Raw genomic sequence first — 24,714 nt, 5'->3', positions numbered from 1 at the left:
TACACCGACCGCACCGGCTTCGAGCCATGTGCAGTACCTGTAGGAGCTGGCTTGCCGGCGATCGAGGGCGAAGCCCTCGCCAGCGGTATCAGCCCGGGCGCACAACCTCGCCAGTTGCCAGGTTGCGAATCACACTCGGGTTCTTCCGGCCCCCCAGCGCCCCGCCAAGCACCAGGTCCAGCTGGCCGTGGAAGTACTGCTCAACCCGCAACCGGGTCTTCGCCGCCGGGCGCCCGCCGGGGTTGCACGAGGTGGAAATCAGCGGCCCCACCAGCGCGCACAGTTCACGCACCACCGGGTGGTCACTGACCCGCAGCGCCACCGTGTCATGCTGCCCGGTCACCCACTCGGGCAACAGGTCCTGGTGCGGCACCAGCCAGGTGTTCGGGCCCGGCCAGGTACTGCCCATGCGGTCGATCCAGTCTTCGGGGAAATCCTCGAACAGGAAGTCGAACTGGCGGATGTTGTCGGCGACCAGAATCAGCCCTTTATCCACAGGCCGTGACTTCAGCGCCAGCAGGCGATACACCGCGTCCTCGTTCCACGGGTCGCAGCCCAGGCCCCAGACCGCTTCCGTCGGGTAGGCGATCACTGCGCCAGCCCGGATCTCACGTGCGGCTTGTTGCACACGCCAACTGCTCACCATTTGTATTCTCCGCATTTAAGCCATGGGCGCAGTTTACTTAGCCCACGCGGGCAAACCAACGCCCAGCTTCATTCGTTACTCGGCCTTCGAGCTCCAGTTCGGTCAGTTGTGCCAATACCTGCGCCAGAGGCTGCTCGCTGCACAGCGCCAGCGCCTCGCTGGTCTGCGGTGCGGCATGCAGCAAGGCCAGCAACGGGTGGTTGGGTTTATCCGCCACAGCGGGCGGCAGGTTCTGCCAACCCTGCAGGCTTTCTAGAATCTGTTGCACGCTTTCCACCAACAGCGCGCCGTCACGGATCAGCTGGTGGCAACCCTTGGCACCGGGGTGGTGAATGGAGCCTGGGACGGCATAAACCTCCCGCCCCTGTTCCGCAGCCAGGCGCGCTGTTATCAAAGAACCGCTGGCCAGGCTAGCCTCGACCACCAGCACACCCAGCGACAGGCCGCTGATGATGCGGTTGCGCCGTGGGAAGTTACCTGGCAGCGGCCCGGCGTCCAGCGGGTACTCGGAAACCAGCGCGCTGCCGCTGTCGATTATCGACTTGGCAAGCTCCCGGTGGCGTTGTGGATAAAGTTTTTGCAACCCCGTGCCGAGCACGCCAATGGTGCCGCCTCCAGCTTGCAAAGCAGCCCGATGGGCGGCACCGTCGATGCCCAGGGCAAGCCCGCTGGTGATGGTGAAACCGGCTTGGGCCAAGTAACGAGAAAAGGCGCGGGCCGTGTCGATTGCCGGTGGTGAAGCACGCCTGCTGCCCACGATCGCAAGCTGCGGTCGGTCGAGCAACGTGGGGTCGCCTGCGACGAACAGCAGGGGCGGCGCATCGTCGATTTCAGCCAGCAGCGCAGGGTAGCCAGGGCTGTCCCACATCAGTAAATGCTGGCCCGGCTGCTCTAGCCAGGCCATTGCAGCCAAGGCCCCATCGCGAACTTCTGGGCTGCGGCGGGCGTCGATTGTGGCTTGGGCAATGCCCAGCGCACGCCACGCCCCGGCGGGAGCACTGAGCGCCGAAGAGGCGCTGCCAAAGGCTTCCAGCAAGGTGTGAAAACGACGCAAGCCTGTCTCGGGAAGGCGGTGCAGGCGTAATCGGGCCTCCAGTTCGGCAGGTGGGCAGAGCGACGAATGGTGGGTCGGCATGGTGATCGTCCTTGATCGAAACAGGGCCATTTACGTGGCACAACCTGTGGATAACTTTGTGGGTAACACTTTGAAAAGCTGTCCATTAAGTGGACGCTATCAAGCCCATAGACACCCTAGACGAGCTTGCCAGGTGCCGAAATCGCCGATTCCCTTTATTATGTGTGCTCAGTTTTCAACCGAACGCACAGTGACTGCCTGACCTTATGGCCATCTTGAACATTCTCGAATTCCCAGACCCGCGCCTGCGCACCATTGCCAAACCGGTGACGGAGTTTGACGACGCCCTGCGCCAGCTGATCGACGACATGTTTGAAACCATGTACGAAGCGCCCGGCATCGGCCTGGCTGCCACGCAGGTCAATGTCCACCTGCAGGTCGTGGTGATGGACCTGAGCGAAGACCGCAGCGAGCCGCGCGTCTTCATCAACCCGACCGTCGAAGAGCTGACCCACGACATGGGCCAGTACCAGGAAGGCTGCCTGTCGGTACCTGGCTTCTACGAAAACGTCGACCGCCCACTGCGGGTGCGCGTCAAAGCCCAGGACCGTGACGGCAAGCACTACGAACTGGAAGCCGAAGGCCTGCTGGCCGTGTGCGTGCAGCACGAATTCGATCACCTCAACGGCAAGCTGTTCGTCGACTACCTGTCGCAGCTCAAACGCGACCGGATCAAGAAGAAGCTGGAAAAGCAGCACCGCCAGCAAGCCTGATCCCCACCTTCCAGAAGGCTTGCTCCGGCAAGCCTTTTTCTTTTTTGAAGCGAGAACTCCATGCGCATCGTCTTTGCAGGCACTCCAGAGTTTGCCGCCGAACACCTCAAGGCCCTGCTCGACAGCCCTTACCAGATCGTCGCGGTCTACACCCAGCCCGACCGCCCCGCGGGGCGTGGCCAGAAGCTGATGCCAAGCGCGGTCAAGGCGCTGGCCGTGGCCCATGACATCCCGGTGTTCCAGCCGCCAACCCTGCGCAACGCAGATGCCCAGGCTGAACTCGCGGCACTGAAGCCAGACCTGATGGTGGTGGTCGCCTATGGCCTGATCCTGCCGCAGGCGGTGCTGGACATCCCACGCCTGGGTTGCATCAACAGCCACGCCTCGCTGCTGCCACGCTGGCGCGGTGCTGCGCCGATCCAGCGCGCCGTGGAAGCCGGCGATGCCGAGAGCGGCGTGACCGTGATGCGCATGGAAGCCGGCCTGGACACCGGGCCGATGCTGCTCAAGGTAGTGACGCCCATCAGCGCCGAAGACACCGGCGGCAGCCTGCATGACCGCCTCGCCCAAATGGGCCCGCCTGCCGTGGTTCAAGCCATCGCCGGCCTGGCCGACGGCAGCCTGCAAGGTGAAGTGCAGGACGACACCCTCGCAACGTACGCTCACAAGCTGAACAAGGACGAAGCGCGCATCGACTGGAGCCGCCCGGCCGTCGAGCTGGAGCGCCTGATCCGCGCCTTCAACCCTTGGCCGGTGTGCCACAGCACCCTGGATGGCGAAAGTGTGAAGGTGCTGGCCGCCAACCTGTCCACAGGCAAAGGTGCCCCGGGTGAGATCCTGTCCGCCAGCAAGGACGGCCTGGTGGTCGCCTGCGGTGACCAGGCGCTCAGCCTGACCCGCCTGCAATTGCCCGGCGGCAAGGCCCTGGCCTTCAGCGACCTGTTCAACAGCCGCCGCGACAAGTTCGCCACCGGCAAGGTACTCGGCCAATGAACCCACGCCTCGCCGCCGCCCGTGCCTTGGCCGCTGTACTCAGTGGCAAGGCCTCGCTGAACAGCTCGCTGCCGGCACAACTGGACAAGGTCGATGAACGCGACCGTGGCCTGACTCAGGACCTGGCATTCGGCACCGCCCGCTGGCAGCCGCGCCTCGACCTGCTCGCTGCGCAACTACTGCAGAAGCCTTTCAAGGCAGCTGATGCGGATGTGCAAGCCTTGCTGCTGGTCGGCCTTTATCAGCTGTTCTACACACGCATCCCGGCCCATGCCGCCATCGGCGAAACCGTCGGTTGCGCCGACAAACTGAAAAAGCCCTGGGCCAAGGGCCTGCTCAATGCCGTGCTGCGCCGTGCCCAGCGCGAAGGCGAAGCATTGCTCGCCGGCATGCAGCGCGACCCGGTGGTCCGTACCGCGCACCCGCGCTGGCTGCAAAAGACGCTGAAGGCCTTCTGGCCCGAGCAGTGGGAGGCCATCTGCGCCGCCAACAACGCGCACCCGCCGATGATCCTGCGGGTCAACCGCCGCCACCACGGCCGCGATGACTACCTTGCGCTGCTGGCAGAGGCCGGCATCGACGCCAGCGCCTGTCAGTACAGCCGCGACGGTATCGTGCTGAGCGAGGCCTGTGACGTGCGCAGCCTGCCGGGCTTCGCCGAGGGCTGGGTGAGTGTGCAGGACGAGGCCGCGCAGCTGTCGGCCGACCTGCTCGAACTGGCACCCGGCCAGCGCGTGCTCGACGCCTGCTGCGCGCCGGGCGGCAAAACCTGCCACCTGCTCGAAGCCGAAGCCGGCCTGGCGCACCTGGTTGCCATCGACCTCGAAGCCAAGCGCCTGACCCGTGTGCGCGAGAACCTCGACCGCCTGCAGCTGGACGCCGAGCTGATCGCCTGCGACGCCCGTGACACCGCCAGCTGGTGGGACGGCAAGCCGTTCCAGCGCATCCTGCTCGACGCCCCGTGCTCGGCCACCGGCGTGATCCGCCGCCACCCGGACATCAAGCTGACCCGCCAGGCCGACGATATTCCGGCCCTGGCCACGCTGCAGGGCGAGCTGCTCGATGCCCTGTGGCCGACCCTGGAAGTGGGCGGCATGCTGCTGTACGCCACCTGTTCAAGCCTGCCGACCGAGAACACCGAAGTGATCGAGGCGTTCCTCGCTCGCACCCCGGGTGCCCGTGAGCTGGACCTGGCCACCGAGGCGGGCATACGCCAGCCGCATGGCCGCCAGCTGCTGGCCCAGGAAGGCGGTCACGACGGTTTCTACTATGCCAAGCTGATCAAGATCGCCGCCTCGCGCGGGTGAATAAACAGGGTAGGGAGTAGCGGATGAAGATCATCATCCTCGGCGCAGGGCAGGTGGGCGGCACGCTGGCGGAGCACCTGGCAAGCGAAGCCAATGACATTACCGTGGTCGACACCGACGGCGACCGCCTGCGCGACCTCGGCGACCGCCTGGATATCCGTACCGTGCAGGGCCGCGGCTCGCTGCCGACGGTGCTGCGCCAAGCCGGTGCCGACGACGCCGACATGCTGGTGGCGGTGACCAACAGCGACGAGACCAACATGGTCGCCTGCCAGGTGGCCTATTCGCTGTTCCACACCCCGACCAAGATTGCCCGGGTGCGTGAGTCGGCCTACCTCACCCGCGAAGAGCTGTTCCACAACGACCACATCCCGGTGGACGTGCTGATCAGCCCCGAGCAGGTGGTGACCAACTACATCAAGCGCCTGATCGAACACCCGGGTTCGCTTCAGGTGATCGACTTTGCCGAAGGCAAGGCGCAGCTGGTAGCGGTCAAGGCGTACTACGGCGGCCCACTGGTGGGCCAGCAACTGCGCCAGATCCGTGCGCATATGCCAAACGTCGATACCCGCGTGGCGGCGATCTTCCGCCGTGACCGGCCGATTACCCCGCGCGGGGATACCGTGATCGAGGCCGACGACGAAGTGTTCTTCATCGCCGCCAAGAAAGACATCCGCGCCGTAATGGGCGAACTGCGGCGCATCGACGAGACCAACAAGCGCGTGGTCATCGCCGGCGGCGGGCAGATCGGCGAACGGCTGGCCGAGGCTATCGAAAGCCGTTACCAGGTGAAGATCATCGAGATGAGCCCGGCACGCTGCCGCCACCTCTCCGACACCCTGGAAAGCACCGTGGTGCTGCAGGGCAGTGCCTCGGACAAGGACCTGATGCTCGAAGAGAACATCGCCGATGCCGACATCTTCCTGGCCCTGACCAACGATGACGAAGCCAACATCATGTCGTCGCTGCTGGCCAAGCGCCTGGGTGCACGCAAGGTGATGACCATCATCAACAACCCGGCCTACGTCGACCTGGTGCAAGGCGGCGACATCGATATCGCCATCAGCCCGCAGCTGGCCACCATCGGTACCCTGCTGGCGCATGTGCGCCGTGGCGATATCGTCAGCGTCCACTCCCTGCGCCGCGGCGCCGCCGAGGCTATCGAGGCGGTTGCACACGGCGACTCGAAGTCGAGCAAGGTGGTGGGCAAGGCCATCGAAGACATCACCCTGCCACCCGGCACCACCATCGGCGCGATCATCCGCGACGAAGCAGTGCTGATTGCCCACGACGACACGGTGATCGAATCGGGCGACCATGTGATTCTGTTCGTTGTGGATAAAAAGCATATTCGGGATGTGGAGAAGCTGTTCCACGTCGGCTTGAGTTTCTTCTAGGGGAAGAGGGCATGCGCGAATCGCTGGAGAAAATGCTGGCCAAGGGTGTGGATAACCCGCTGCTGAGGTTCGGCCTGGGCAAGGCTTGGCTGGACGAGGGCAACGGCGTTGAGGCGGCGGTGCACCTGGCACGGTGTGTGGAGCAGGATCCGAAGTATTCTGCAGCGTGGAAACTGCTGGGCAAGGCGCATCAGTTGCAGGGTGACCTGCCAGCGGCGCGCAAGGCCTGGCAAGACGGCATCGTGGCGGCACAGGCCCATGGCGACAAGCAGGCCGAGAAAGAGATGACCGTGTTCCTGAAGAAACTCGACAAGGTCTGAGATTGCCGGGGCTGCTTTGCAGCCCATCGCCGGCAAGCCAGCTCCCACAGGGGCCGAGCAAGCCCATGGGCTTTGTACAAGCCAAAGGCTGTCTAAGGCGAAAGCATGAGCTCGGGCCGGCACGGTCAAGGTGGGAGCTGGCTTGCCAGCGAAAGGGGCGCAAAGCGCCCCCAACAATCTCAGTACCAGCGCGGCTCGCCAGCCGGGCGCTTCTTGAAGCGCTTCATGCTCCACATGTACTGGCTCGGGTACTCGCGCACATAGCGCTCGACCACCTTGCTCATGGCCGCCGCCGATTCGGTCACATCGGTGCTGTACATGGCGTCTGGTGCCGCTTCCAGAATCACCCGGAAGCCCGAGCCATCGGGCAGCCGCAGCGCATGCAGGAAAACCCCGACCGCCTTGCCACCCGCCAGCATGTTAGGCACGAACTTGCTGGTGAGCGCCTGGGTACCCAGGAAGGGCACGAACACACCCGCCGATTCAGCCGGCTCGGGGTCTGCGGGGATGCCCACCTGGCCACCCCGGCGCACTTCCTTGATCACGCTGAGGATGCCTTCCTTGGTCGAAGGCGCCACCCGGTTACCCATCTGCACGCGCTGTTCGCGCAGCAGATCATCCACAGCTTTGAGCTTCGGCGGGCGGTAGAAGATGATCGGTTTGCACTGGTTGCAGTAGAAGTGGTTGAGCACTTCCCAGTTACCCAGGTGGCTGGTGATACCCACCACGCCCTTGCCAGACGCCAGGGCCTGCTCCAGCACTTCCAGGCCGTGCACTTCCTTGACCAGGTCCAGCGACCGCTGGGGCGGCCAGATCCAGGCGCAGGCACTTTCGACAAAGGATTTGCCGATGTCTCTCAGCGCGCGGCCGACCAGTTGCTCACGCTCGGCCGGGGCCATCTCCGGGAAGCACTTGGCCAGGTTGATCCGCACGACGTTGCGCGAACCGTTGGGGATTTTCCACATCAGCCAGCCGATCCCGGCGCCGACGCGCTGCACCGCGCCCCAGGGCAGCTTGGCAAACAGACGCAGCACCCCGACCATCAGGGCGCCCTTGAACTTTTCCACAGGCGAATTCCTTATTTCAGCAAGGCGCGCATTGTAACCCCTCAGCGCAGCAAGGCGGCGTAGCGATCACAATCGGTGGTGTGGTCCATGACCATGCCGGTAGCCTGCATGAAGGCGTAGCAGATGGTCGGGCCAACGAAGGTGAAGCCGGCCTTCTGCAGGGCCTTGCTCATCGCCCTGGCCTCGTCGGTAACCGCCGGGATATCGCTGCGGCCCTTGAAGTGGTTGACCTTCGGCACGCCGCCAACGAACGACCAGAGCCACTCGGCGGGGTTATCCACAGCCAGCCAGGCCTTGGCATTGCGCCTTACGGCATTGAGCTTGAGGCGGTTGCGGATGATGCCGGCATCAAGCATCAGCTCCTCGATCCGCTCATCGCTCATCTGCGCCAGTTTGACCGGGTCGAAGCCCTCCAGCACCTCGCGATAGCGCTCGCGTTTACGCAAAACGGTGATCCATGACAGGCCTGCCTGGAACCCTTCGAGCAAAAGCATCTCGAACAGCAACGCCGGATCACGCTGCGGCGTTCCCCATTCCTGGTCATGGTAGGCCTGGTACAACGGATCGTCGGTACACCAAAAGCAGCGTGGCATAAGGCTCCAATGAGTAGAGGGCGAGGCGAATCAGGTTATACTCCCGCTCTTTACATCCGCATCCCCAGATACAGGTGAATTTCGTGAGCCAGCCTACGCCAGCCGTGCGTACCTTCCAAGACCTGATCCTCGCCCTGCAGAACTACTGGGCAGCTCAAGGTTGTGTGGTGCTTCAGCCCTACGATATGGAAGTAGGCGCCGGCACTTTCCATACCGCCACGTTCCTGCGCGCCGTCGGCCCAGAAACCTGGAACGCCGCCTACGTGCAGCCAAGCCGTCGCCCTGCCGACGGGCGGTATGGCGAAAACCCCAACCGCCTGCAGCATTACTACCAGTTCCAGGTAGTGCTCAAGCCAAACCCGGCCAACTTCCAGGAGCTGTACCTCGGCTCGCTGAAAGCCATTGGCTTGGATCCGCTGGTCCACGATATCCGTTTCGTCGAAGACAACTGGGAATCGCCAACCCTGGGCGCCTGGGGCCTGGGCTGGGAAATCTGGCTCAACGGCATGGAAGTCACCCAGTTCACCTACTTCCAGCAAGTGGGCGGCATCGAGTGCTACCCGGTCACCGGTGAAATCACCTACGGCCTGGAGCGCCTGGCCATGTACATCCAGGGTGTCGACTCGGTGTACGACCTGGTCTGGGCCGACGGCCCGTTCGGCAAGGTCACCTACGGCGACGTGTTCCACCAGAACGAAGTGGAGCAGTCGACCTACAACTTCGAGCACGCCAACGTCGAGAAACTGTTCGAGCTGTTCGACTTCTACGAAAGCGAAGCCAACCGCCTGATCAAGCTGGACCTGCCGCTGCCGACCTACGAAATGGTGCTGAAGGCTTCGCACACCTTCAACCTGCTCGACGCCCGCCGCGCCATCTCGGTGACCGAGCGCCAGCGTTACATCCTGCGTGTCCGTACCCTGGCCCGGGACGTGGCGCAAAGCTATCTGCAAGCCCGCGCACGCCTGGGCTTCCCGATGGCCACCCCTGAACTGCGTGACGAAGTGTTGGCTAAGCTGGAGGCTGCACAATGAGTGCTCAAGATTTCCTGGTAGAACTGGGCACCGAAGAGCTGCCACCCAAAGCCCTGGCCACCCTCGGCGACGCCTTCCTGGCCGGCATCGAGAAAGGCCTGCAGGCCGCTGGCCTGAACTACACCGGCAAGCAGGTCTACGCCGCGCCGCGCCGCCTGGCCGTGCTGATTCGCCAGCTGGACGTGCAGCAGCCTGACCGCAGCATCAATATCGATGGCCCGCCCCTGCAGGCGGCTTTCAAAGACGGCGAGCCGACCCAGGCTGCCTTGGGCTTTGCCAAAAAGTGCGGTGTAGAGCTGTCGGAAATCGACCAGAGCGGCGCCAAGCTGCGTTTCTCCCAGCACATCCCGGGTAAAGAAACCGCCAGCCTGCTGCCGACCATCGTCGAAGACTCGCTCAACGACCTGCCGATCCCCAAGCGCATGCGCTGGGCCGCCAGCCGTGAAGAATTCGTGCGCCCGACCCAGTGGCTGGTGATGCTGCTCGGCGACCAGGTTGTCGACTGCACCATCCTCTCGCAGCAGGCCGGCCGTGAATCGCGTGGCCACCGTTTCCACCACCCCGAAAACGTGGTTATCACCACCCCGGCCAACTATGTCGAAGACCTGCGCAAAGCCTACGTGCTGGCCGACTTCGCCGAGCGCCGCGAGCTGATTGCCAAGCGCACCGCAGAACTGGCCATGCAGCAGGAAGGCACCGCCATCGTGCCACCGGCGCTGCTGGACGAGGTGACTGCCCTGGTCGAGTGGCCAGTGCCGCTGGTGTGCTCGTTCGAGGAGCGGTTCCTCGAGGTGCCGCAAGAAGCCCTGATCACCACCATGCAGGACAACCAGAAGTACTTCTGCCTGCTGGACAGCGAAGGCAAGCTGCTGCCGCGGTTCATCACCGTGGCCAACGTCGAAAGCCGTGACCCGCAGCAGATCGTCCAGGGTAACGAAAAGGTCGTGCGCCCGCGCCTGACCGACGCCGAGTTCTTCTTCAAGCAGGACAAGAAGCAGCCGCTGGCAACCTTCAACGAGCGCCTGAAGAACGTGGTGTTCCAGGCACAGCTGGGTACCGTCTACGACAAGGCCGAGCGCGTTTCCAGGCTGGCAGCCTTCATTGCCCCGCTGATCGGCGGCGACGCCCAGCGCGCCAGCCGCGCCGGCCTGCTGTGCAAATGCGACCTGGCCACCGAGATGGTCGGTGAATTCCCTGAGATGCAGGGCGTTGCCGGTTACTACTACGCGCTCAACGACGGCGAGCCGCAAGACGTCGCCCTGGCCCTGAACGAGCAGTACATGCCGCGCGGTGCTGGCGCCGAGCTGCCGCAGACCCTTACCGGTGCTGCCGTGGCCATCGCCGACAAGCTCGACACCCTGGTCGGCATCTTCGGCATCGGCATGCTGCCCACCGGCAGCAAAGACCCGTACGCCCTGCGCCGTGCCGCCCTGGGCGTGCTGCGCATCCTGATCGAGAAGCAGCTGGACCTGGACCTGACCGGTGCGGTCGAGTTCGCGGTCAAGCAGTTCGGCGCCAAGATCAAGGCTGCCGGCCTGGCCGAGCAGGTGCTGGAGTTCATCTTCGACCGCCTGCGTGCGCGTTACGAAGACGAAGGCATCGACGTCGCCACCTACCTGTCGGTCCGTGCCCTGAAGCCGGGCTCGGCGCTGGACTTCGACCAGCGTGTGCAGGCCGTGCAGGCCTTCCGCAAGCTGCCCGAAGCCGAAGCCCTGGCCGCGGTGAACAAGCGCGTGTCGAACCTGCTGGGCAAGGCCGAAGGCGCCATCGCCGAACAGGTCGAGCCGAAGTACTTCGACAACGCCAACGAGTTCTCCCTGTACTCCGCCATCCAGCAGGCCGACCAGGCCGTGCAACCGATGGCGGCTGCGCGTCAGTACAGCGAAGCGCTGGCCCGCCTGGCTGCCTTGCGTGACCCGGTCGACGCCTTCTTCGAGGCGGTGATGGTCAACGCCGAGGACGCCAAGGTGCGCGCCAACCGTTATGCCCTGCTCAGCCGCCTGCGCGGTCTGTTCCTGGGTGTGGCCGACATTTCGCTGCTGGGGTAAGCCTTGAAACTGCTGATTCTCGATCGTGACGGGGTGATCAACCACGACTCCGACGCCTACATCAAGTCGCTGGAGGAGTGGGTGCCGATCCCAGGTTCGGTCGAGGCCATCGCGCAGTTGAGCAAAGCGGGCTGGACGGTGGCCGTGGCCACCAACCAGTCCGGCATTGCCCGTGGCTACTATTCGCTGGCAACCCTCGAGGCCATGCATGCGCGCCTGCGCACGCTGGTGGCCGAGCAGGGCGGCGAAGTCGGCCATATCGTGTATTGCCCGCATGGGCCGGACGAGGGCTGCGAATGCCGCAAGCCCAAGCCAGGCATGCTGCGGGCAATCGCCGACCACTACCACGCCGACCTGCACGGCGTATGGTTCGTCGGCGACAGCAAAGGTGACCTGGAGGCCGCCCTGGCCGTCGGTGCACAACCCGTGTTGGTGAAAACCGGCAAGGGCGAGCGAACCCTGGAAAAAGGCGTCGCTGAAACTACACTGATTTTCGACGATCTGGCAGCTATCGCCAGAGAACTAATTTAAACGATGCGCCCCAGGGCGCATTTTTCTCAGGCGGGCGAGCCCCGCAATGGTACATGCCACTATGTCGATCCTGCAGGCGATCAGAATCTTTCTTTTTTACCTGCTGCTGGGCACCAGTTCGCTGCTGTGGTGCTCGCTGAGCTTTTTTATCGCGCCATTCTTGTCGTTCCCCAAGCGTTACAAGTTCATCAACGTGTACTGGTGTCGCTGCGCGCTGTTTTTGACCCGCACCATCCTTGGCATCGATTACAAGATCACCGGCGCCGAGAATGTGCCGAGTGAGCCATGCGTGATCCTGTCCAACCACCAGAGCACCTGGGAGACCTTCTTCCTTTCCCAGTACTTTTCGCCGCTGAGCCAGGTGCTCAAGCGCGAGCTGCTGTACGTACCGTTCTTCGGCTGGGCAATGGCCATGCTGCGGCCGATCGCGATTGACCGCGACAACCCCAAGGAAGCGCTGCGCCATGTAGCCAGCAAGGGTGATGAGCTGCTCAAGCAAAAGGTATGGGTACTGATTTTCCCGGAAGGTACGCGGGTGCCGTTCGGTACGGTGGGCAAGTTCTCCCGCGGGGGTACCGCACTGGCGGTGAACGCCGGGCTGCCGGTGCTGCCGATCGCGCACAACGCTGGCAAGTTCTGGCCGAAGACGGGTTGGGGCAAACGCGCAGGTACCATCGAGGTGGTGATCGGCGCGCCGATGTACGCCAATGGCACCGGCCCGCGTGCCATTGCCGAGCTCAATGACCGCGCGGCTGCCTGGAATGAAGCGACCCAACGGGCGATGGGCTCGCTGCCACCGGTGGATGAAAAACCCCACGAGCAGATTGCCTGACGTTCTGTGGATAACTTGTTAGCAGTTTTTCAACGCAATACCCGAAGTGATCGCTAAGTGTATGAATTAGCTGTTTATTTCTGCGTATGACATTTTTCTGAAAAACGTGCATAAGTTTTTTCGAGGCATAAGAAAACCGGCTTTTACAGCCGGTTTTTTTATGGCTTCAGTCAGACCTTGTCGATATCCACATCCTTGGTTTCTTTCAGGCAGAAGATGCCCACCACGAGGCTGATCCCCGTCACCAGCACCGGGTACCACAGCCCGTAGAAGATATCCCCGGTGTACACCACCAGTGCAAATGACACCGTGGGCAAGAAGCCGCCGAACCAGCCATTGCCGATGTGGTAAGGCAGGGACATCGAGGTGTAGCGGATACGGGTGGGGAACAGCTCGACCATGACGGCTGCCAGTGGCCCATAGGTCATGGTCGCGATCAGGATCATCGCTACGATCAGCACCACCACCATCACCTGATTGACCTGCGCCGGGTCCGCCTTCGCCGGGTAGCCAGCCTGCTCGATTGCCGTGCGCATGGCGGTTTCGTCAAAGCCATTGATGCTCTTGTCGCCAATGTTCACCACCACCTGGCTGCCGGCCACATTCACCGAGCTGTACGGCAGGCCCTGCTTGACCAGGAAGGTCTTGACCTTGTCGCAAGGGCTGTCGAAGCGCGCCTTGCCGACCGGGTCGAACTGGAAGGTGCAGCCTTGCGGGTCAGCGGTGACCACGATCGGCGCTTGGCGGCTGGCCATGTCGATCTGCGGGTTGGCGTAGTGGCTGAGGGCCTTGAACAGCGGGAAGTACAGGACGGTGGCCAGCAACAGGCCGAGCATCAGGATTGGTTTACGGCCGACACGATCGGACAGCCAGCCGAAGAACACGAAGAACGGTGCACCGATCACCACGCTGATGATCAGCAGGGTATTGGCCTGTGCCGGGTCCATCTTGAGCATCTGGGTCATGAAGAACAGCACGTAGAACTGCGCCGTATAGAAGGTCACAGCCTGGCCGGCATTGATGCTGAACAGCGCAGTGAGCACCACTTTGAGGTTGGGCCACGAGGTGAACGACTCACGGATCGGCGACTTGCTGATCTTGCCCTGGGCCTTCATTTTCACGAAGGCCGGCGACTCGTGCATGCTCATGCGGATCCACGTCGAAATCGCCAGCAGCACGATCGACAGCAGGAAGGGCAGGCGCCAGCCCCAGGTCTCGAACTGGTCGCCACTGATATAGCGGCTGCCCAGTACCACCAGCAACGACAACAGCAGGCCGAGGGTGGCGGTGGACTGGATGAAGCCCGTGTGGAAACCGCGCTTGCCGTGCGGCGCGTGTTCCGCCACATAGGTGGCCGCACCACCGTACTCACCACCCAGCGCCAGGCCCTGGAGCATGCGCAGGATCACCAGGATGATCGGCGCAGCAATGCCGATGCTGGCGTAGGTCGGCAGCAGACCCACGGCAAAGGTCGACAGGCCCATCAGCACGATGGTCACCAGGAAGGTGTACTTGCGCCCGATCATGTCACCCAGGCGGCCGAACACCAGCGCGCCGAAGGGCCGGACCAGAAAGCCGGCGGCAAAGGCCATCAGGGCAAAGATGAAGGCGGTGGTGTCGTTCACGCCAGCAAAGAACTGCTTGCTGATGACCGCGGCCAGCGCGCCATAGAGAAAAAAGTCATACCACTCGAAAACCGTCCCGAGGGATGACGCGAAAATGATCTTGCGTTCTTCACGGCGGCTAGGGCTGGCCGCCGTCGTACCCTGCTCTTGGATGTAATCCGACATCGTTGCTGTCCTCGGCCCGCAGGCCACAGTGATTATTCTTGTTGTTCCACTGTCGGCAGCCTTCGACCGCAAGCTGCCGGTACTGCACGCACCCGGTCAGGGCGTCGGTAGCGCGTCTTCGTTGAGGTAGGTTTGAGTAGCCGCTCCCTTGAGAATGAGTTGTGCCGCCTTCTCGGCGATCATCAGCGTGGGTGAACAGGTATTGCCGGAGGTGATCTGCGGCATGATCGAAGCATCCGCCACGCGCAAGCCAGGGATGCCGTGCACGCGCAGCTGGTTATCCACAACGTCGAGCGGGCCATTGCCCATACGGCAGGTACCCACTGGGTGGAAAATGGTCGTGCCGATCTTGCCGGCGGCTTCGAACAGGTCCTCTTCGCTCTGCAGGGCAGCGCCGGGCAGGTATTCCTGCGGGTCGAAGGCCGCAAGGGCAGGGGCCTGGACAATCCGCCGGGTGAGGCGGATGGCGTCGGCGGCAACGCGCAGGTCTTGCGGGTCGCTCAGGTAATTGGGGTCGATCGACGGTGCGCTGTTCATGTCCGCGCTGCAGATGTCGATACGCCCTCGGCTCACCGGGCGCAAGTTACACACCGACGCCGTGAACGCCGGGAAGCGATGCAACGGCTCACCGAAGCGCTCCAGCGACAGGGGTTGCACGTGATACTGCAAGTTGGCGGTGGCCTGCTCCGGGCTGGAGCGCACAAACGCGCCCAGCTGGCTCGGCGCCATGGCCAGCGGGCCGCTGCGGTCGTAGAGGTAGCGCAGGCCCATGCCCATCTTGCCCCACATACTGTTGGCCATCTGGTTGAGAGTGCGGGTGTTGCGGATCTGGTAGATCAGGCGCAATTGCAGGTGGTCCTGCAGGTTGCCGCCGACACCTGGCATGTCGTGGCGTACGCCTATGCCCAAGGTTTCCAGCAGTGGGCGCGGGCCGATACCGGAGCGCTGCAGGATGCCGGGCGAGCCCATGGCGCCAGCGCAAAGGATAATCTCGCGGCGCGCCGCGAACTCATGCCAGGCGCCTTGCCAGAACGCTTTCACGGCGCGGGCGCGGGTATTGTTCAGCAACACCTGGTCAACCTGCACACCCGTCAGCACCGTCAGGTTGGTGCGGTTATGCACAGGCCGCAGGAAAGCCTTGGATGCGTTCCAGCGCACACCACTGCGCTGGTTCACCTGAAAGTATCCACAGCCCAGGTTGTCACCCGTGTTGAAATCGTCGACCTTGCCGATACCGCTCTGCTCGGCAGCGTCGCGGAAGGCATCGAGGATTGGCCAGCTGTAACGCTGGCGCTCTACCCGCCATTCGCCAGCGCCACCGTGATGCTCGCTGGCGCCGGCAAAGTGGTTTTCGCTGGCCTTGAACAGCGGCAGCACGTCATTCCAGGCCCAACCGTCGTTGCCTTGGGCGGCCCAGGCGTCGTAATCGGCGGCTTGGCCACGCATGTAGATCATGCCGTTGATCGAAGAACAGCCACCGAGCACCTTGCCCCGTGGATAACCCAGGCTGCGGCCACCCAGGCCGGCTTGCGCTTGCGTCTTGAAGCACCAGTCGGTGCGGGGGTTGCCGATGCAGTAGAGGTAACCGACGGGGATATGAATCCAGGGATAGTTATCGCGGCCGCCCGCTTCGAGCAGCAGCACGCGGCAGGAAGGGTCGGCAGACAAACGATTGGCCAGCAGGCACCCGGCGGGCCCGGCACCGACGACCACGTAATCGAAGACAGAATCGGCTGATGGCATGTGCAACCTCGCGCCTGATTTTTATTCTTGTCGTCCCACATCTTATTGATTAATTTCGCTGAGGGAACACGTGATTTCGCGCAGCCGTTGTGCGTTTTAGCACAGCGACAAACAGGGAAAGGATGCATGTTCGACTGGAATGATCTGCGGTTTTTCCTCGAGTTGCAGCGCAGCGGCCGTCTGCTGAGCGCCGCCAAACGCCTCAACACTACCCACAGCACTGTCGCCCGGCACATCGAAAGCATCGAGAAGAGCCTGGGCACTGCCCTGTTCGTGCAACATGCCCAAGGCTACGAACTGACGCCCTCCGGCCAGGCATTGCTCAAGCACGCCGAAGCCATGGAGAACGTCGCGCTGCTGGCGCAGGAAGAAATCACCCAGGCCATCACGCCGCTGGGCAAAGTGCGCCTGGGGGTAACCGAAGGCATCGGCATCATGTTCTTCACCCCGCGCATGAACCCGCTGTTCGAGCGTTACCCGGGCCTTGAGGTGGAACTGGTGGCAGTGCCGCGGTTTGTCAGCATCCTCAACCGCGAGGCGGAAATCAGCATTCACCTCGAGCGGCCCAACGCCGACCTGCTGATCACCCGCAAACTCACCGACTACCGCCTGGCGTTGTATGCCAGCCAGGCGTATCTCGACCGCGCGCCGCCCCTGCGCAACCGTGAAGACCTCGCCCGGCATAGCTGGATTGGTTACGTCGACGACCTGCTGTTCAGCCAGGAACTGCTGTTCCTCAACAGCTTCTGCCGGGCGCCCAGCGTGGCCTTTCGCAGCACCAGCGTGATCGCCCAGCAAACCGCTGCCCGAGCAGGGTTGGGCATCGCCGTGCTGCCCAACTACATGGCCCGCCACGACCCAAGCCTGGTGCGCGTGCTGCCCAGCGAAACCATCCAGCGCAGCTACTGGATCTGCACCCGCCGCGAGTTGCACAAGTCGGTGCGCCTGCGGGTGGTCTGGGACTACCTGCTGGCGCTGTGCGCGGCCGAGCAGGACGAGCTGCTAGCCGAGTAGTGCCTTGCCGGCCAGCAGCAGCGCAGCGCCAACGCCAACCACCGCGAACAGCTGCTGCAGGCGGGGCCCGGCCACCTTGTTTGCCAATGGCCGCGCCAGCAGCAAACCGAGCACTGCGCCGACGGCAAACGGTGCACCGACCCGCCAGTGCATCACACCGGCCACGCTGGCGCTGACCACGCTGCCGGTGGACACCAGTGCGATCACCGCCAGCGAGGTCGAGACGATGCTTTTCATGCGCAGGTTGGTGTAGCGGTTCAGGGCTGGGATGATCACGAAGCCGCCGCCCACACCCAGCAAGCCGGACAACAGCCCAGAAGCTGCGCCAGTCATGGCCAGCGCCCTGGCGCAGGGCAGCGTCCAACGCAGCCGGCCCTGCAACGGGTTGAGCACGCAGGGTTCGATAAAGCGGTGTGCGTCGTTGGTTTCGCCACGCAGCTCCCTGGCCGCCTTGCGCCAGATGCGTAGGCAGGCATAGACCAGCACCCCGGCGAACACCAGCGCCAACGGTGTATCAGGCAAGCGGTGGGCGAGCATCAGGCCGAGTGGCGCTGCTGCTATGCCGATCAGGGCGATAAACACAGCCGCGCGATAACGCACCAGCCCTTGGCGCAAACCAAGTATCGCCCCGACAGCAGCAGCAAGGCCTACGGCAAGCAGGCCGATCGGCGCAGCCTCGACCATCGACAGGCCAAGGCCGAACACCAGCAGCGGCACCGCCAGGATGCCACCGCCTGCGCCGGTCAGCGCCAGCACCGCGCCGATGATCGCGCCCAACATGGCACCGAGCAATTGATGATCGATCACTGCGCCGCCTCGGCTACCAGCGGCTGGGGCCGGGCCATCCACTCCCGCCCCTTGAGCATGCCTTGCCAGTACAGCGGTGGCAGCACCCGCGCCTTGAGCAGCCAAGCCAGGCGCGTGGGCTTGCGGCCATCGAGCAACCAGCGAGGGAAGCTCGGCGCGACCTTGCCACCGTAGGTGAATTCGGCGAGGACGATCTTGCCGCGCTCGACGGTCAGCGGGCAGGAGCCATAGCCATCGTACTGGGCGAGCGTAGGCAGCCGACCCAGCGCCACCAGCACGTTGTTGGCCACCACCGGCGCTTGCTTGCGCGCGGCGGCGGCGGTCTTGGCATTGCTGGTGCTGGCCACATCACCCAAGGCATGGATATTGGCGAATTGACGATGGCGCAGGGTATGCGGGTCCACATCGACCCAGCCGGCAGCATCGGCCAACAGGCTCTGGCGGATGAAGTCCGGGGCAACCTGCGGCGGTACCACGTGCAACATGTCGAAGGCCTCGGTGCGGCTTTCGCTGCTGCCATCGGCCAGGGTACGCACGAACGTGGCGCGTTTGTTGGGGCCATCTACCGCCACAAGGCGCTGGCTGTAGTTGAGGTCGACGCCGTACTTGTCGATGTAGGCCATCAGCGCAGGCACATAGTCGGGCACACCGAACAGCACGGTGCCCGCATTGAAGAAGCTGGCTTTTACATCGCCCAGCTGACCGTGGCGCAACCAATGGTCGCATGACAGGTACAACGCCTTCTGCGGCGCACCCGCGCATTTGATCGGCATGGGCGGCTGGGTGAACAGGGCGCGGCCTTGTTTGAGGTTTTGCACCAGCTCCCAGGTATAAGGTGCCAGGTCGTAGCGGTAATTGGAGGTCACGCCGTTACGGCCAAGGGTTTCGCTGAGCCCGTCGATGGCAGCCCAATCGAGCTTAAGGCCAGGGCAGACCACCAACTGTTCGTAACTGATGGAACGGCCGTCATCTAGCAGGACCAACTGGCGCAATGGGTCGAAACCTTGAACGCGCGCCTTGACCCAGTGCACACCCCGGGGAATGGTCGAAGCCATGGTACGAGCAGTGCTTGGCGCGTTGAACACGCCAGCGCCGACCATGGTCCAGCCAGGTTGGTAGTAATGCACGTCCGCGGGGTCGATCACTGCAATGTCCAGTGAGGGGTCGCGGTTGATGAGGCTGGAAGCCGTGGCGATTCCGGCAGCGCCGGCACCGACGATCACCACCTTGTGGTGGTCGGAAGTGGCAGGGGACAACAAGGCAGGCATGGCGGTAAATCCTGGAAATCTGGTTATGGGCAGGGCATTCAGAGCTTGTTCAGCGGAATCTTCAGGTAGCTCACACCGTTGTCTTCAGGCTCAGGGAAATGACCGCTGCGCATGTTGACCTGTACCGACGGCAGAATCAGTACCGGCATCTCCAGGGTCTTGTCGCGGGCTTCACGCATGGTCACGAAGCTGTCCTCGTCGATACCCTGATGGATGTGGATATTGTTGGCGCGCTGCTCAGCCACAGTGGTGACGTACTGCATGTCGCGCCCGCCTGGCAGGTAGTCGTGGCACATGAACAGCTTGGTCTGGTCCGGGAAGGCCAGCAGGCGCCGGATCGACTTGTACAAGGTACGCGCGTCGGCACCCGGGAAGTCGCAGCGCGCGGTGCCGTAGTCGGGCATGAACAGGGTGTCGCCCACGAACAGCGCCTGTTCCCCGGCATCCATTACCAGGTAACTCATGCAGGCCGGCGTATGCCCTGGGGTATGCAGGGCACGTGCATTCAGGTTGCCGATGCGAAAGCCTTCCTCATCCATCAGCAACACATCGAACTGGCTGCCGTCACGGGCAAAGCCAGGCTCGACGTTGAACAAGGCGCCGAAGGTCTTCTGTACCCTGATTATTTCGGCACCGATGGCGGTGTGGCCCCCGAGCTTTTCCTTGAGATAAGCCGCAGCCGAAAGGTGGTCGGCATGCACATGGGTTTCAAGCACCCACTGTACCTGGGCGCCCAAGGCCTGTACCCGCTCGACAAGCCGATCGGCGGATGCAGTGCAGGTGCGGCCTGACTTGGGGTCGTAATCCAGCACGCTGTCGATCAACGCGCACTGGTTGGTTTCACGGTCCAGCACCAGGTAGCTGATGGTCGAGGTCGCCTCGTCGTAGAAAGCTTCCACGTGCAAGTTGTTGCCGATGATCATCTCGTTCTCCAAGTAATCCACCGCGCCTTGTGCAGGCGTAGGCGGTGACAGGTGGTTTATCAAGATGCATGCCAGGAATTTGCCAGCGTCATGGCTAGTAATAACGGGCCTAAGTGGCGTGCGGCTGGCAGGCTGTCAGCCGTAGTGGCAGTCGACTGTCAGCCAATGGCAGTGTTTGGCAGTCCTTGTTACCCTGCGCCGGGTTATCCATCCGGTGCCGTCATGTCTGATTCCCATTCACTCATCCTAGCTCTGGTTTCCTACCTCGAACACGATGCGCTGCCTACCATCGTACTGGACACCGACTACAACATCCTCGCCGCCAATGCTGCCTATCGCCGGCAATTCGGCCGTGACGACCAGGCGCCGCTGGGTGAGAAATGCCACCGGGTTTCCCATCATTACGCCGTGCCTTGCGATCAGGCTGGCGAGCATTGCCCGATGCGCAAGGCCTGGGACAGTAAGCTGCCGGAGCGCGTACTGCACATTCACCACACCCCGCGCGGGCCCGAACATGTGGATGTGGAACTGCGGCCGATCCTGGATGAGCAGGGTAGGGTGGTGGCCTTTGTCGAGCGCCTGACCACAATCACGCTGGCCTCGGCACAGCCTCAGCAACAGGGCCTGGTCGGCCGTGCGCCGGCGTTCAAGGCTGCGCTGACCAGCTTGCAACGGGCAGCACCCGCGCAGATCCCGGTATTGCTCCAAGGCGAATCAGGCACCGGCAAAGAGCTGTTCGCCCGGGCGATCCATATGGGCAGCCCACGGGCAAATGGCCCCCTGGTAGTGGTGGACTGTACCGGCCTGACAGAGTCGCTGTTCGAGAGTGAATTGTTCGGCTATGAGAAGGGCGCCTTTACCGGTGCCCACCAACGCAAGGTCGGCCTTGCCGAAGCTGCCCATGGCGGTACGCTATTCCTCGACGAGATCGGCGAAGTGCCGCTGACGATGCAGGTCAAATTGCTGCGTCTGATCGAGTCCGGCAGTTTCCGCCCGGTTGGCAGCACACGGACCGTGCATGCGGATTTCCGCCTGGTGTCAGCCACTCATAAACCGCTCAAGCAGATGGTGGCAGCAGGTACTTTCCGTGAAGACCTGTATTACCGCATCAGCGGTTTTCCGATCCGCTTGCCCGCTTTGCGTGAGCGGGTTGAGGACCTGCCACTGCTCGCGCAGAGCCTGTTGCAACGTATGGCTGGCAAACCCAGCGCAAGCCTGACGGCTGAGGCACTGCAGCAACTGGCACTGCATCCGTTCCCCGGCAATATTCGCGAACTGCGCAACATCCTGGAGCGGGCACGATTGTTCGCCGATGACGGGCTGATCCGGCCTGAGCACCTGCCGGAGGATATCAACCCTCAGCCAGCCGGGTTGAGCAGGGGGAACAACCTGAGTGATCTGGCCCATGCGCTGGCGCAGTTCCAAGGGCCACGCAGTGAATTGGCGCGCCACCTGGGCATGAGTGAACGCACCCTGTATCGGCGCTTGAAAGCCTTGGGGCTGAGCGCACCGTAGTTCTTTACCGGACCTTTACCTCTGGGCACGGATTACTCTGATCGAATCATGGTCTGACGTATCAACCGTACCAAGCGTCCCGATCACACCGCCGGGCGTGAACTTGCAAGGATCGACATTCGATGAAAAAAACCCTCTCCGTGCTATGCGCCACGCTGATGCTCAGCGCACCACTGGCCAGCTTCGCTCAACCTGGCCCACCTCAGGGGCACGATGGCGGCCCATCGCACCAGGATCAGGGCCGCCCACATAAAGGGCAGCAGCAGGGTCATCCGCAGCCACAAGGCAAACCCGGCAACGGCCACGCTCAGGGCTACCGCAACCCCAACTATCGCCCGCAACCCGGTATGCCGATACCTCACCAGCAATGGCAACGCGGCCATGTTGTGGACCCGCACTACCGTGATGACCGCTACTGGGTAACTGACTGGCGCGCCCGCCACCTGTCGCCACCGCCGCGCGACCACCGCTGGTTGTACGTTAACGGTGACTACGTATTGGTGGCGATTGCATCTGGGGTAATCGCGAACATTCTCACCGGCTATTGAAGCCTTGGAATCAGCTGCCAATAAAAAGCCCGCTTGCGCGGGCTTTTTTATTGGCGGTCAATCTACCGAATCAGAAGTCCAGGTTCGATACCGACAGGGCGTTGCTTTCGATGAACTCGCGACGTGGCTCGACCGCATCACCCATCAGGGTGTTGAAGATCTGGTCCGCGGCGATCGCATCTTCGATGGTGACCTTGAGCATGCGGCGCACGGTTGGGTCCATCGTGGTTTCCCACAGCTGGTCCGGGTTCATCTCACCCAGCCCTTTGTATCGCTGGATGGTGTGACGCTTGGTGGTCTCGTTCATCAGCCAATCGAGGCCTTCCTTGAACTCGACAATCGCCTTGCGACGCTCACCGCGCTGCACGTAGGCACCTTCACCCAGCAGGCTAGCCAGCTTGGAGCCGATGTTGACCACAGTGCGGTAGTCATTACTGCCGAAGAAGTCGCGGTTGAAGGTGATGTAGCTGGCCAGGCCGTGGGAGGTGATTTCCACTTCCGGCAGCCACACATTTCGTTCCTTGTCTTCGCGCAGCGTAGCCTTGTACGCCAGGCCAGACTTCTGGCTGTTGTTAAGGCGTTCTTGCAGCTTAGCCAACCAGCTCTCCATGACAGCGTGGTCGCCCAGCTGCTCCAGGGTGACTTCCGGCAGGTAGATGAAGTGCTCGGTCAGCTCTTCCGGGTACAGGCGCGACAAACGCTTGAGCGTCTTCATCACGCTACGGAATTCGTTGACCAACGCTTCCAGTTGTACACCGGAAACGGCTGGCGCCGATTCGTCCAGGTGCAGGCTGGCATCTTCGAGGGCCGATTGGGTCATGTATTCTTCCATGGCCTCGTCGTCCTTGATGTACTGCTCCTGCTTGCCTTTCTTCACCTTGTACAGCGGTGGCTGCGCAATATAGATGTAGCCACGCTCGACCAGCTCAGGCAGCTGACGGAAGAAGAAGGTCAGCAACAAGGTACGAATGTGCGAACCGTCAACGTCAGCATCGGTCATGATGATGATGTTGTGATAGCGCAGCTTATCGATGTTGTACTCTTCGCGGCCGATGCCACAGCCCAGGGCAGTGATCAGCGTGCCCACTTCCTGGGACGAGATCATCTTGTCGAAACGCGCTTTCTCGACGTTGAGGATCTTGCCCTTCAGCGGCAGGATTGCCTGGGTACGACGGTTACGGCCTTGCTTGGCCGAACCACCTGCGGAGTCACCCTCCACCAGGTACAGTTCGGAAAGGGCAGGGTCCTTCTCCTGGCAGTCCGCCAGTTTGCCCGGCAGGCCAGCGATGTCCAGCGCACCTTTACGGCGCGTCATTTCACGAGCCTTGCGCGCGGCTTCACGGGCGCGGGCCGCGTCGATCATCTTGCCGACAACCGCTTTGGCTTCGTTCGGGTTTTCCAGCAGGAAGTCGGAGAAGTACTTGTTCATCTCCTGTTCCACGGCGGTTTTCACCTCCGAGGAGACCAGCTTGTCCTTGGTCTGCGAGCTGAACTTAGGGTCCGGAACCTTGACCGAAATAATCGCGGTCAGGCCTTCACGGGCATCGTCACCGGTGGTGGCGACCTTGTTTTTCTTCGCCAGGCCTTCCTGCTCGATGTAGCTGTTCAAGCTACGGGTCAGAGAGGAACGGAAACCGACCAGGTGGGTACCACCATCGCGCTGCGGGATGTTGTTGGTGAAGCACAGCAGGTTTTCATTGAAGCTGTCGTTCCACTGCAGGGCGACTTCAACACCCACGCCATCGTCACGCTGCACGTTGAAGTGGAACACCTGAGAGTTGACCGGAGTCTTGTTGGTGTTCAGGTACTCAACGAACGCACGCAGGCCGCCTTCATATTTGAAGTACTCTTCCTTACCCGAGCGCTCGTCCTTCAGCAGAATACCCACGCCAGAGTTCAGGAACGACAGTTCACGAATACGCTTGGCCAGGATGTCCCAACTGAAGTGAATGTTCTTGAAGGTTTCAGCCGACGGCTTGAAGTGGATGTGAGTACCGGTGGTTTCGCTTTCGCCCACAATGGCCATAGGCGCCTGTGGAACACCGTGTACGTAAGTCTGTTCCCAGATCTTGCCACTACGACGAACGGTGAGTACCAGCTTCTCGGAAAGGGCGTTTACAACCGAAACACCTACACCGTGCAGACCGCCGGAAACCTTGTAGGAGTTGTCGTCGAACTTACCGCCAGCGTGCAGCACGGTCATGATGACCTCGGCTGCGGAAACGCCTTCTTCTTTATGCACGTCGACCGGAATGCCGCGACCGTTGTCGCGCACACTGATGGATTCATCCGTGTGGATGATGACGGTGATGTCATCGCAGTGCCCCGCGAGGGCTTCGTCGATCGAGTTGTCGACCACCTCGAAGACCATGTGGTGCAGGCCGCTACCGTCATCGGTGTCGCCAATGTACATGCCGGGACGCTTGCGCACGGCATCCAAACCTTTCAGCACCTTAATGCTGGAGGAGTCGTACGTTTGATTTTCGCTCATGC

22 protein-coding genes are annotated in these 24,714 nt (G+C 62.5%); 12 read left to right on the top strand and 10 right to left on the bottom strand.

Features of this window, described 5'->3' with window-relative positions; all coding sequences use genetic code 11:
- Positions 1 to 88: 88 nt before the first annotated feature.
- On the bottom strand, positions 89 to 646 hold the full coding sequence (locus tag ACNQPL_RS04820; protein ID WP_416466116.1) for an L-threonylcarbamoyladenylate synthase: 558 nt from the start codon (positions 644 to 646) through the stop codon (positions 89 to 91).
- A 37-nt stretch (positions 647 to 683) separates the two neighbouring features.
- On the bottom strand, positions 684 to 1,781 hold the full coding sequence (gene dprA, locus ACNQPL_RS04815; protein WP_416466115.1) for a DNA-processing protein DprA: 1,098 nt from the start codon (positions 1,779 to 1,781) through the stop codon (positions 684 to 686).
- Between the two features lie 206 nt (positions 1,782 to 1,987).
- Here dprA and def point away from each other — a divergent pair, with 206 nt between their 5' ends.
- Genes def through ACNQPL_RS04790 form a run of 5 tightly spaced genes read left to right on the top strand, consistent with a single transcriptional unit; the run spans position 1,988 to position 6,511 of the window.
- Entirely contained in the window at positions 1,988 to 2,494 is a 507-nt protein-coding gene (def, locus tag ACNQPL_RS04810; protein WP_346612766.1) for a peptide deformylase, read from the top strand.
- Positions 2,495 to 2,554: 60 nt separating this feature from the next.
- On the top strand, positions 2,555 to 3,487 hold the full coding sequence (fmt, locus tag ACNQPL_RS04805) for a methionyl-tRNA formyltransferase (protein WP_416466114.1): 933 nt from the start codon (positions 2,555 to 2,557) through the stop codon (positions 3,485 to 3,487).
- The gene (gene rsmB / locus ACNQPL_RS04800) at positions 3,484 to 4,794 is read left to right on the top strand and encodes a 16S rRNA (cytosine(967)-C(5))-methyltransferase RsmB (RefSeq protein WP_416466113.1); all 1,311 of its coding nucleotides are present in this window, start codon (positions 3,484 to 3,486) and stop codon (positions 4,792 to 4,794) included. Before fmt ends, rsmB begins: the two co-directional genes overlap by 4 nt.
- Before the next feature lie 23 nt (positions 4,795 to 4,817).
- Positions 4,818 to 6,191, top strand: a complete 1,374-nt coding sequence (gene trkA / locus ACNQPL_RS04795; protein WP_346612763.1) for a Trk system potassium transporter TrkA — start codon at positions 4,818 to 4,820, stop codon at positions 6,189 to 6,191.
- An 11-nt stretch (positions 6,192 to 6,202) separates the two neighbouring features.
- Complete coding sequence (locus ACNQPL_RS04790) at positions 6,203 to 6,511, top strand: tetratricopeptide repeat protein (protein WP_346612762.1); 309 nt, start codon at positions 6,203 to 6,205, stop codon at positions 6,509 to 6,511.
- Positions 6,512 to 6,690: 179 nt separating this feature from the next.
- Here ACNQPL_RS04790 and ACNQPL_RS04785 read toward each other — a convergent pair whose 3' ends face one another.
- Both ACNQPL_RS04785 and ACNQPL_RS04780 read right to left on the bottom strand, forming a co-directional pair.
- Positions 6,691 to 7,578: a lysophospholipid acyltransferase gene (locus tag ACNQPL_RS04785; RefSeq protein WP_346612761.1), complete on the bottom strand. Its 888-nt coding sequence runs from the start codon at positions 7,576 to 7,578 to the stop codon at positions 6,691 to 6,693.
- Between the two features lie 41 nt (positions 7,579 to 7,619).
- Positions 7,620 to 8,171, bottom strand: coding sequence for a DNA-3-methyladenine glycosylase I (locus ACNQPL_RS04780; protein ID WP_346612760.1), 552 nt, complete (start codon positions 8,169 to 8,171; stop codon positions 7,620 to 7,622).
- 83 nt (positions 8,172 to 8,254) lie between these two features.
- On the opposite strand from ACNQPL_RS04780, the gene glyQ reads away from it, so the two are divergent.
- From glyQ to ACNQPL_RS04760, 4 genes are read left to right on the top strand one after another with little or no spacing between them, the layout of a single operon-like run.
- A complete protein-coding gene (gene glyQ / locus ACNQPL_RS04775; protein ID WP_012312032.1) occupies positions 8,255 to 9,202 on the top strand; it encodes a glycine--tRNA ligase subunit alpha in 948 nt (315 codons plus the stop codon).
- Positions 9,199 to 11,250, top strand: a complete 2,052-nt coding sequence (gene glyS, locus ACNQPL_RS04770; RefSeq protein WP_416466112.1) for a glycine--tRNA ligase subunit beta — start codon at positions 9,199 to 9,201, stop codon at positions 11,248 to 11,250. The genes glyQ and glyS overlap by 4 nt, the downstream gene beginning before the upstream one ends.
- Positions 11,251 to 11,253: 3 nt before the next feature.
- Entirely contained in the window at positions 11,254 to 11,781 is a 528-nt protein-coding gene (gene gmhB, locus ACNQPL_RS04765; protein WP_416466111.1) for a D-glycero-beta-D-manno-heptose 1,7-bisphosphate 7-phosphatase, read from the top strand.
- A 46-nt stretch (positions 11,782 to 11,827) separates the two neighbouring features.
- Complete coding sequence (locus ACNQPL_RS04760) at positions 11,828 to 12,613, top strand: lysophospholipid acyltransferase family protein (RefSeq protein ID WP_346612757.1); 786 nt, start codon at positions 11,828 to 11,830, stop codon at positions 12,611 to 12,613.
- A 170-nt stretch (positions 12,614 to 12,783) separates the two neighbouring features.
- Here ACNQPL_RS04760 and ACNQPL_RS04755 read toward each other — a convergent pair whose 3' ends face one another.
- Positions 12,784 to 14,403 (bottom strand): MFS transporter, encoded by a 1,620-nt coding sequence (locus ACNQPL_RS04755; RefSeq protein WP_346612756.1) that lies wholly within the window; start codon positions 14,401 to 14,403, stop codon positions 12,784 to 12,786.
- A 96-nt stretch (positions 14,404 to 14,499) separates the two neighbouring features.
- Positions 14,500 to 16,146, bottom strand: coding sequence for a GMC family oxidoreductase (locus ACNQPL_RS04750; RefSeq protein ID WP_416466110.1), 1,647 nt, complete (start codon positions 16,144 to 16,146; stop codon positions 14,500 to 14,502).
- Positions 16,147 to 16,272: 126 nt separating this feature from the next.
- Between ACNQPL_RS04750 and ACNQPL_RS04745 the strand changes: the two genes are divergently transcribed.
- Complete coding sequence (locus tag ACNQPL_RS04745) at positions 16,273 to 17,160, top strand: LysR family transcriptional regulator (RefSeq protein WP_346612754.1); 888 nt, start codon at positions 16,273 to 16,275, stop codon at positions 17,158 to 17,160.
- Here the strand turns inward: ACNQPL_RS04745 and ACNQPL_RS04740 are convergent.
- Genes ACNQPL_RS04740 through ACNQPL_RS04730 form a run of 3 tightly spaced genes read right to left on the bottom strand, consistent with a single transcriptional unit; the run spans position 17,149 to position 20,158 of the window.
- On the bottom strand, positions 17,149 to 17,967 hold the full coding sequence (locus ACNQPL_RS04740) for a sulfite exporter TauE/SafE family protein (protein WP_416466109.1): 819 nt from the start codon (positions 17,965 to 17,967) through the stop codon (positions 17,149 to 17,151). The two genes, ACNQPL_RS04745 and ACNQPL_RS04740, sit on opposite strands and share 12 nt — an antisense overlap.
- Positions 17,964 to 19,235, bottom strand: coding sequence for an NAD(P)/FAD-dependent oxidoreductase (locus tag ACNQPL_RS04735; protein WP_416466108.1), 1,272 nt, complete (start codon positions 19,233 to 19,235; stop codon positions 17,964 to 17,966). Before ACNQPL_RS04735 ends, ACNQPL_RS04740 begins: the two co-directional genes overlap by 4 nt.
- 38 nt (positions 19,236 to 19,273) lie before the next feature.
- Positions 19,274 to 20,158: an MBL fold metallo-hydrolase gene (locus ACNQPL_RS04730; RefSeq protein WP_416466107.1), complete on the bottom strand. Its 885-nt coding sequence runs from the start codon at positions 20,156 to 20,158 to the stop codon at positions 19,274 to 19,276.
- A gap of 222 nt (positions 20,159 to 20,380) precedes the next feature.
- On the opposite strand from ACNQPL_RS04730, the gene ACNQPL_RS04725 reads away from it, so the two are divergent.
- The gene (locus ACNQPL_RS04725) at positions 20,381 to 21,673 is read left to right on the top strand and encodes a sigma-54 interaction domain-containing protein (protein WP_416466106.1); all 1,293 of its coding nucleotides are present in this window, start codon (positions 20,381 to 20,383) and stop codon (positions 21,671 to 21,673) included.
- A gap of 122 nt (positions 21,674 to 21,795) precedes the next feature.
- On the top strand, positions 21,796 to 22,221 hold the full coding sequence (locus tag ACNQPL_RS04720; protein ID WP_346612749.1) for an RcnB family protein: 426 nt from the start codon (positions 21,796 to 21,798) through the stop codon (positions 22,219 to 22,221).
- 70 nt (positions 22,222 to 22,291) lie between these two features.
- Here the strand turns inward: ACNQPL_RS04720 and gyrB are convergent, their stop codons facing one another.
- Positions 22,292 to 24,712 carry a DNA topoisomerase (ATP-hydrolyzing) subunit B gene (gene gyrB, locus ACNQPL_RS04715; protein ID WP_346612736.1) on the bottom strand — a complete coding sequence of 807 codons (2,421 nt, stop codon included), beginning with the start codon at positions 24,710 to 24,712 and terminating at the stop codon, positions 22,292 to 22,294.
- Between the last annotated feature and the right edge of the window lie 2 nt (positions 24,713 to 24,714).

Origin of the sequence: Pseudomonas sp. LFS044, from assembly GCF_047978245.1 — a bacterium.
GTDB lineage: Bacteria > Pseudomonadota > Gammaproteobacteria > Pseudomonadales > Pseudomonadaceae > Aquipseudomonas.
Note: the sequence above shows the minus strand (reverse complement) of the source record. Positions and strands in the feature narration are given on the sequence as shown.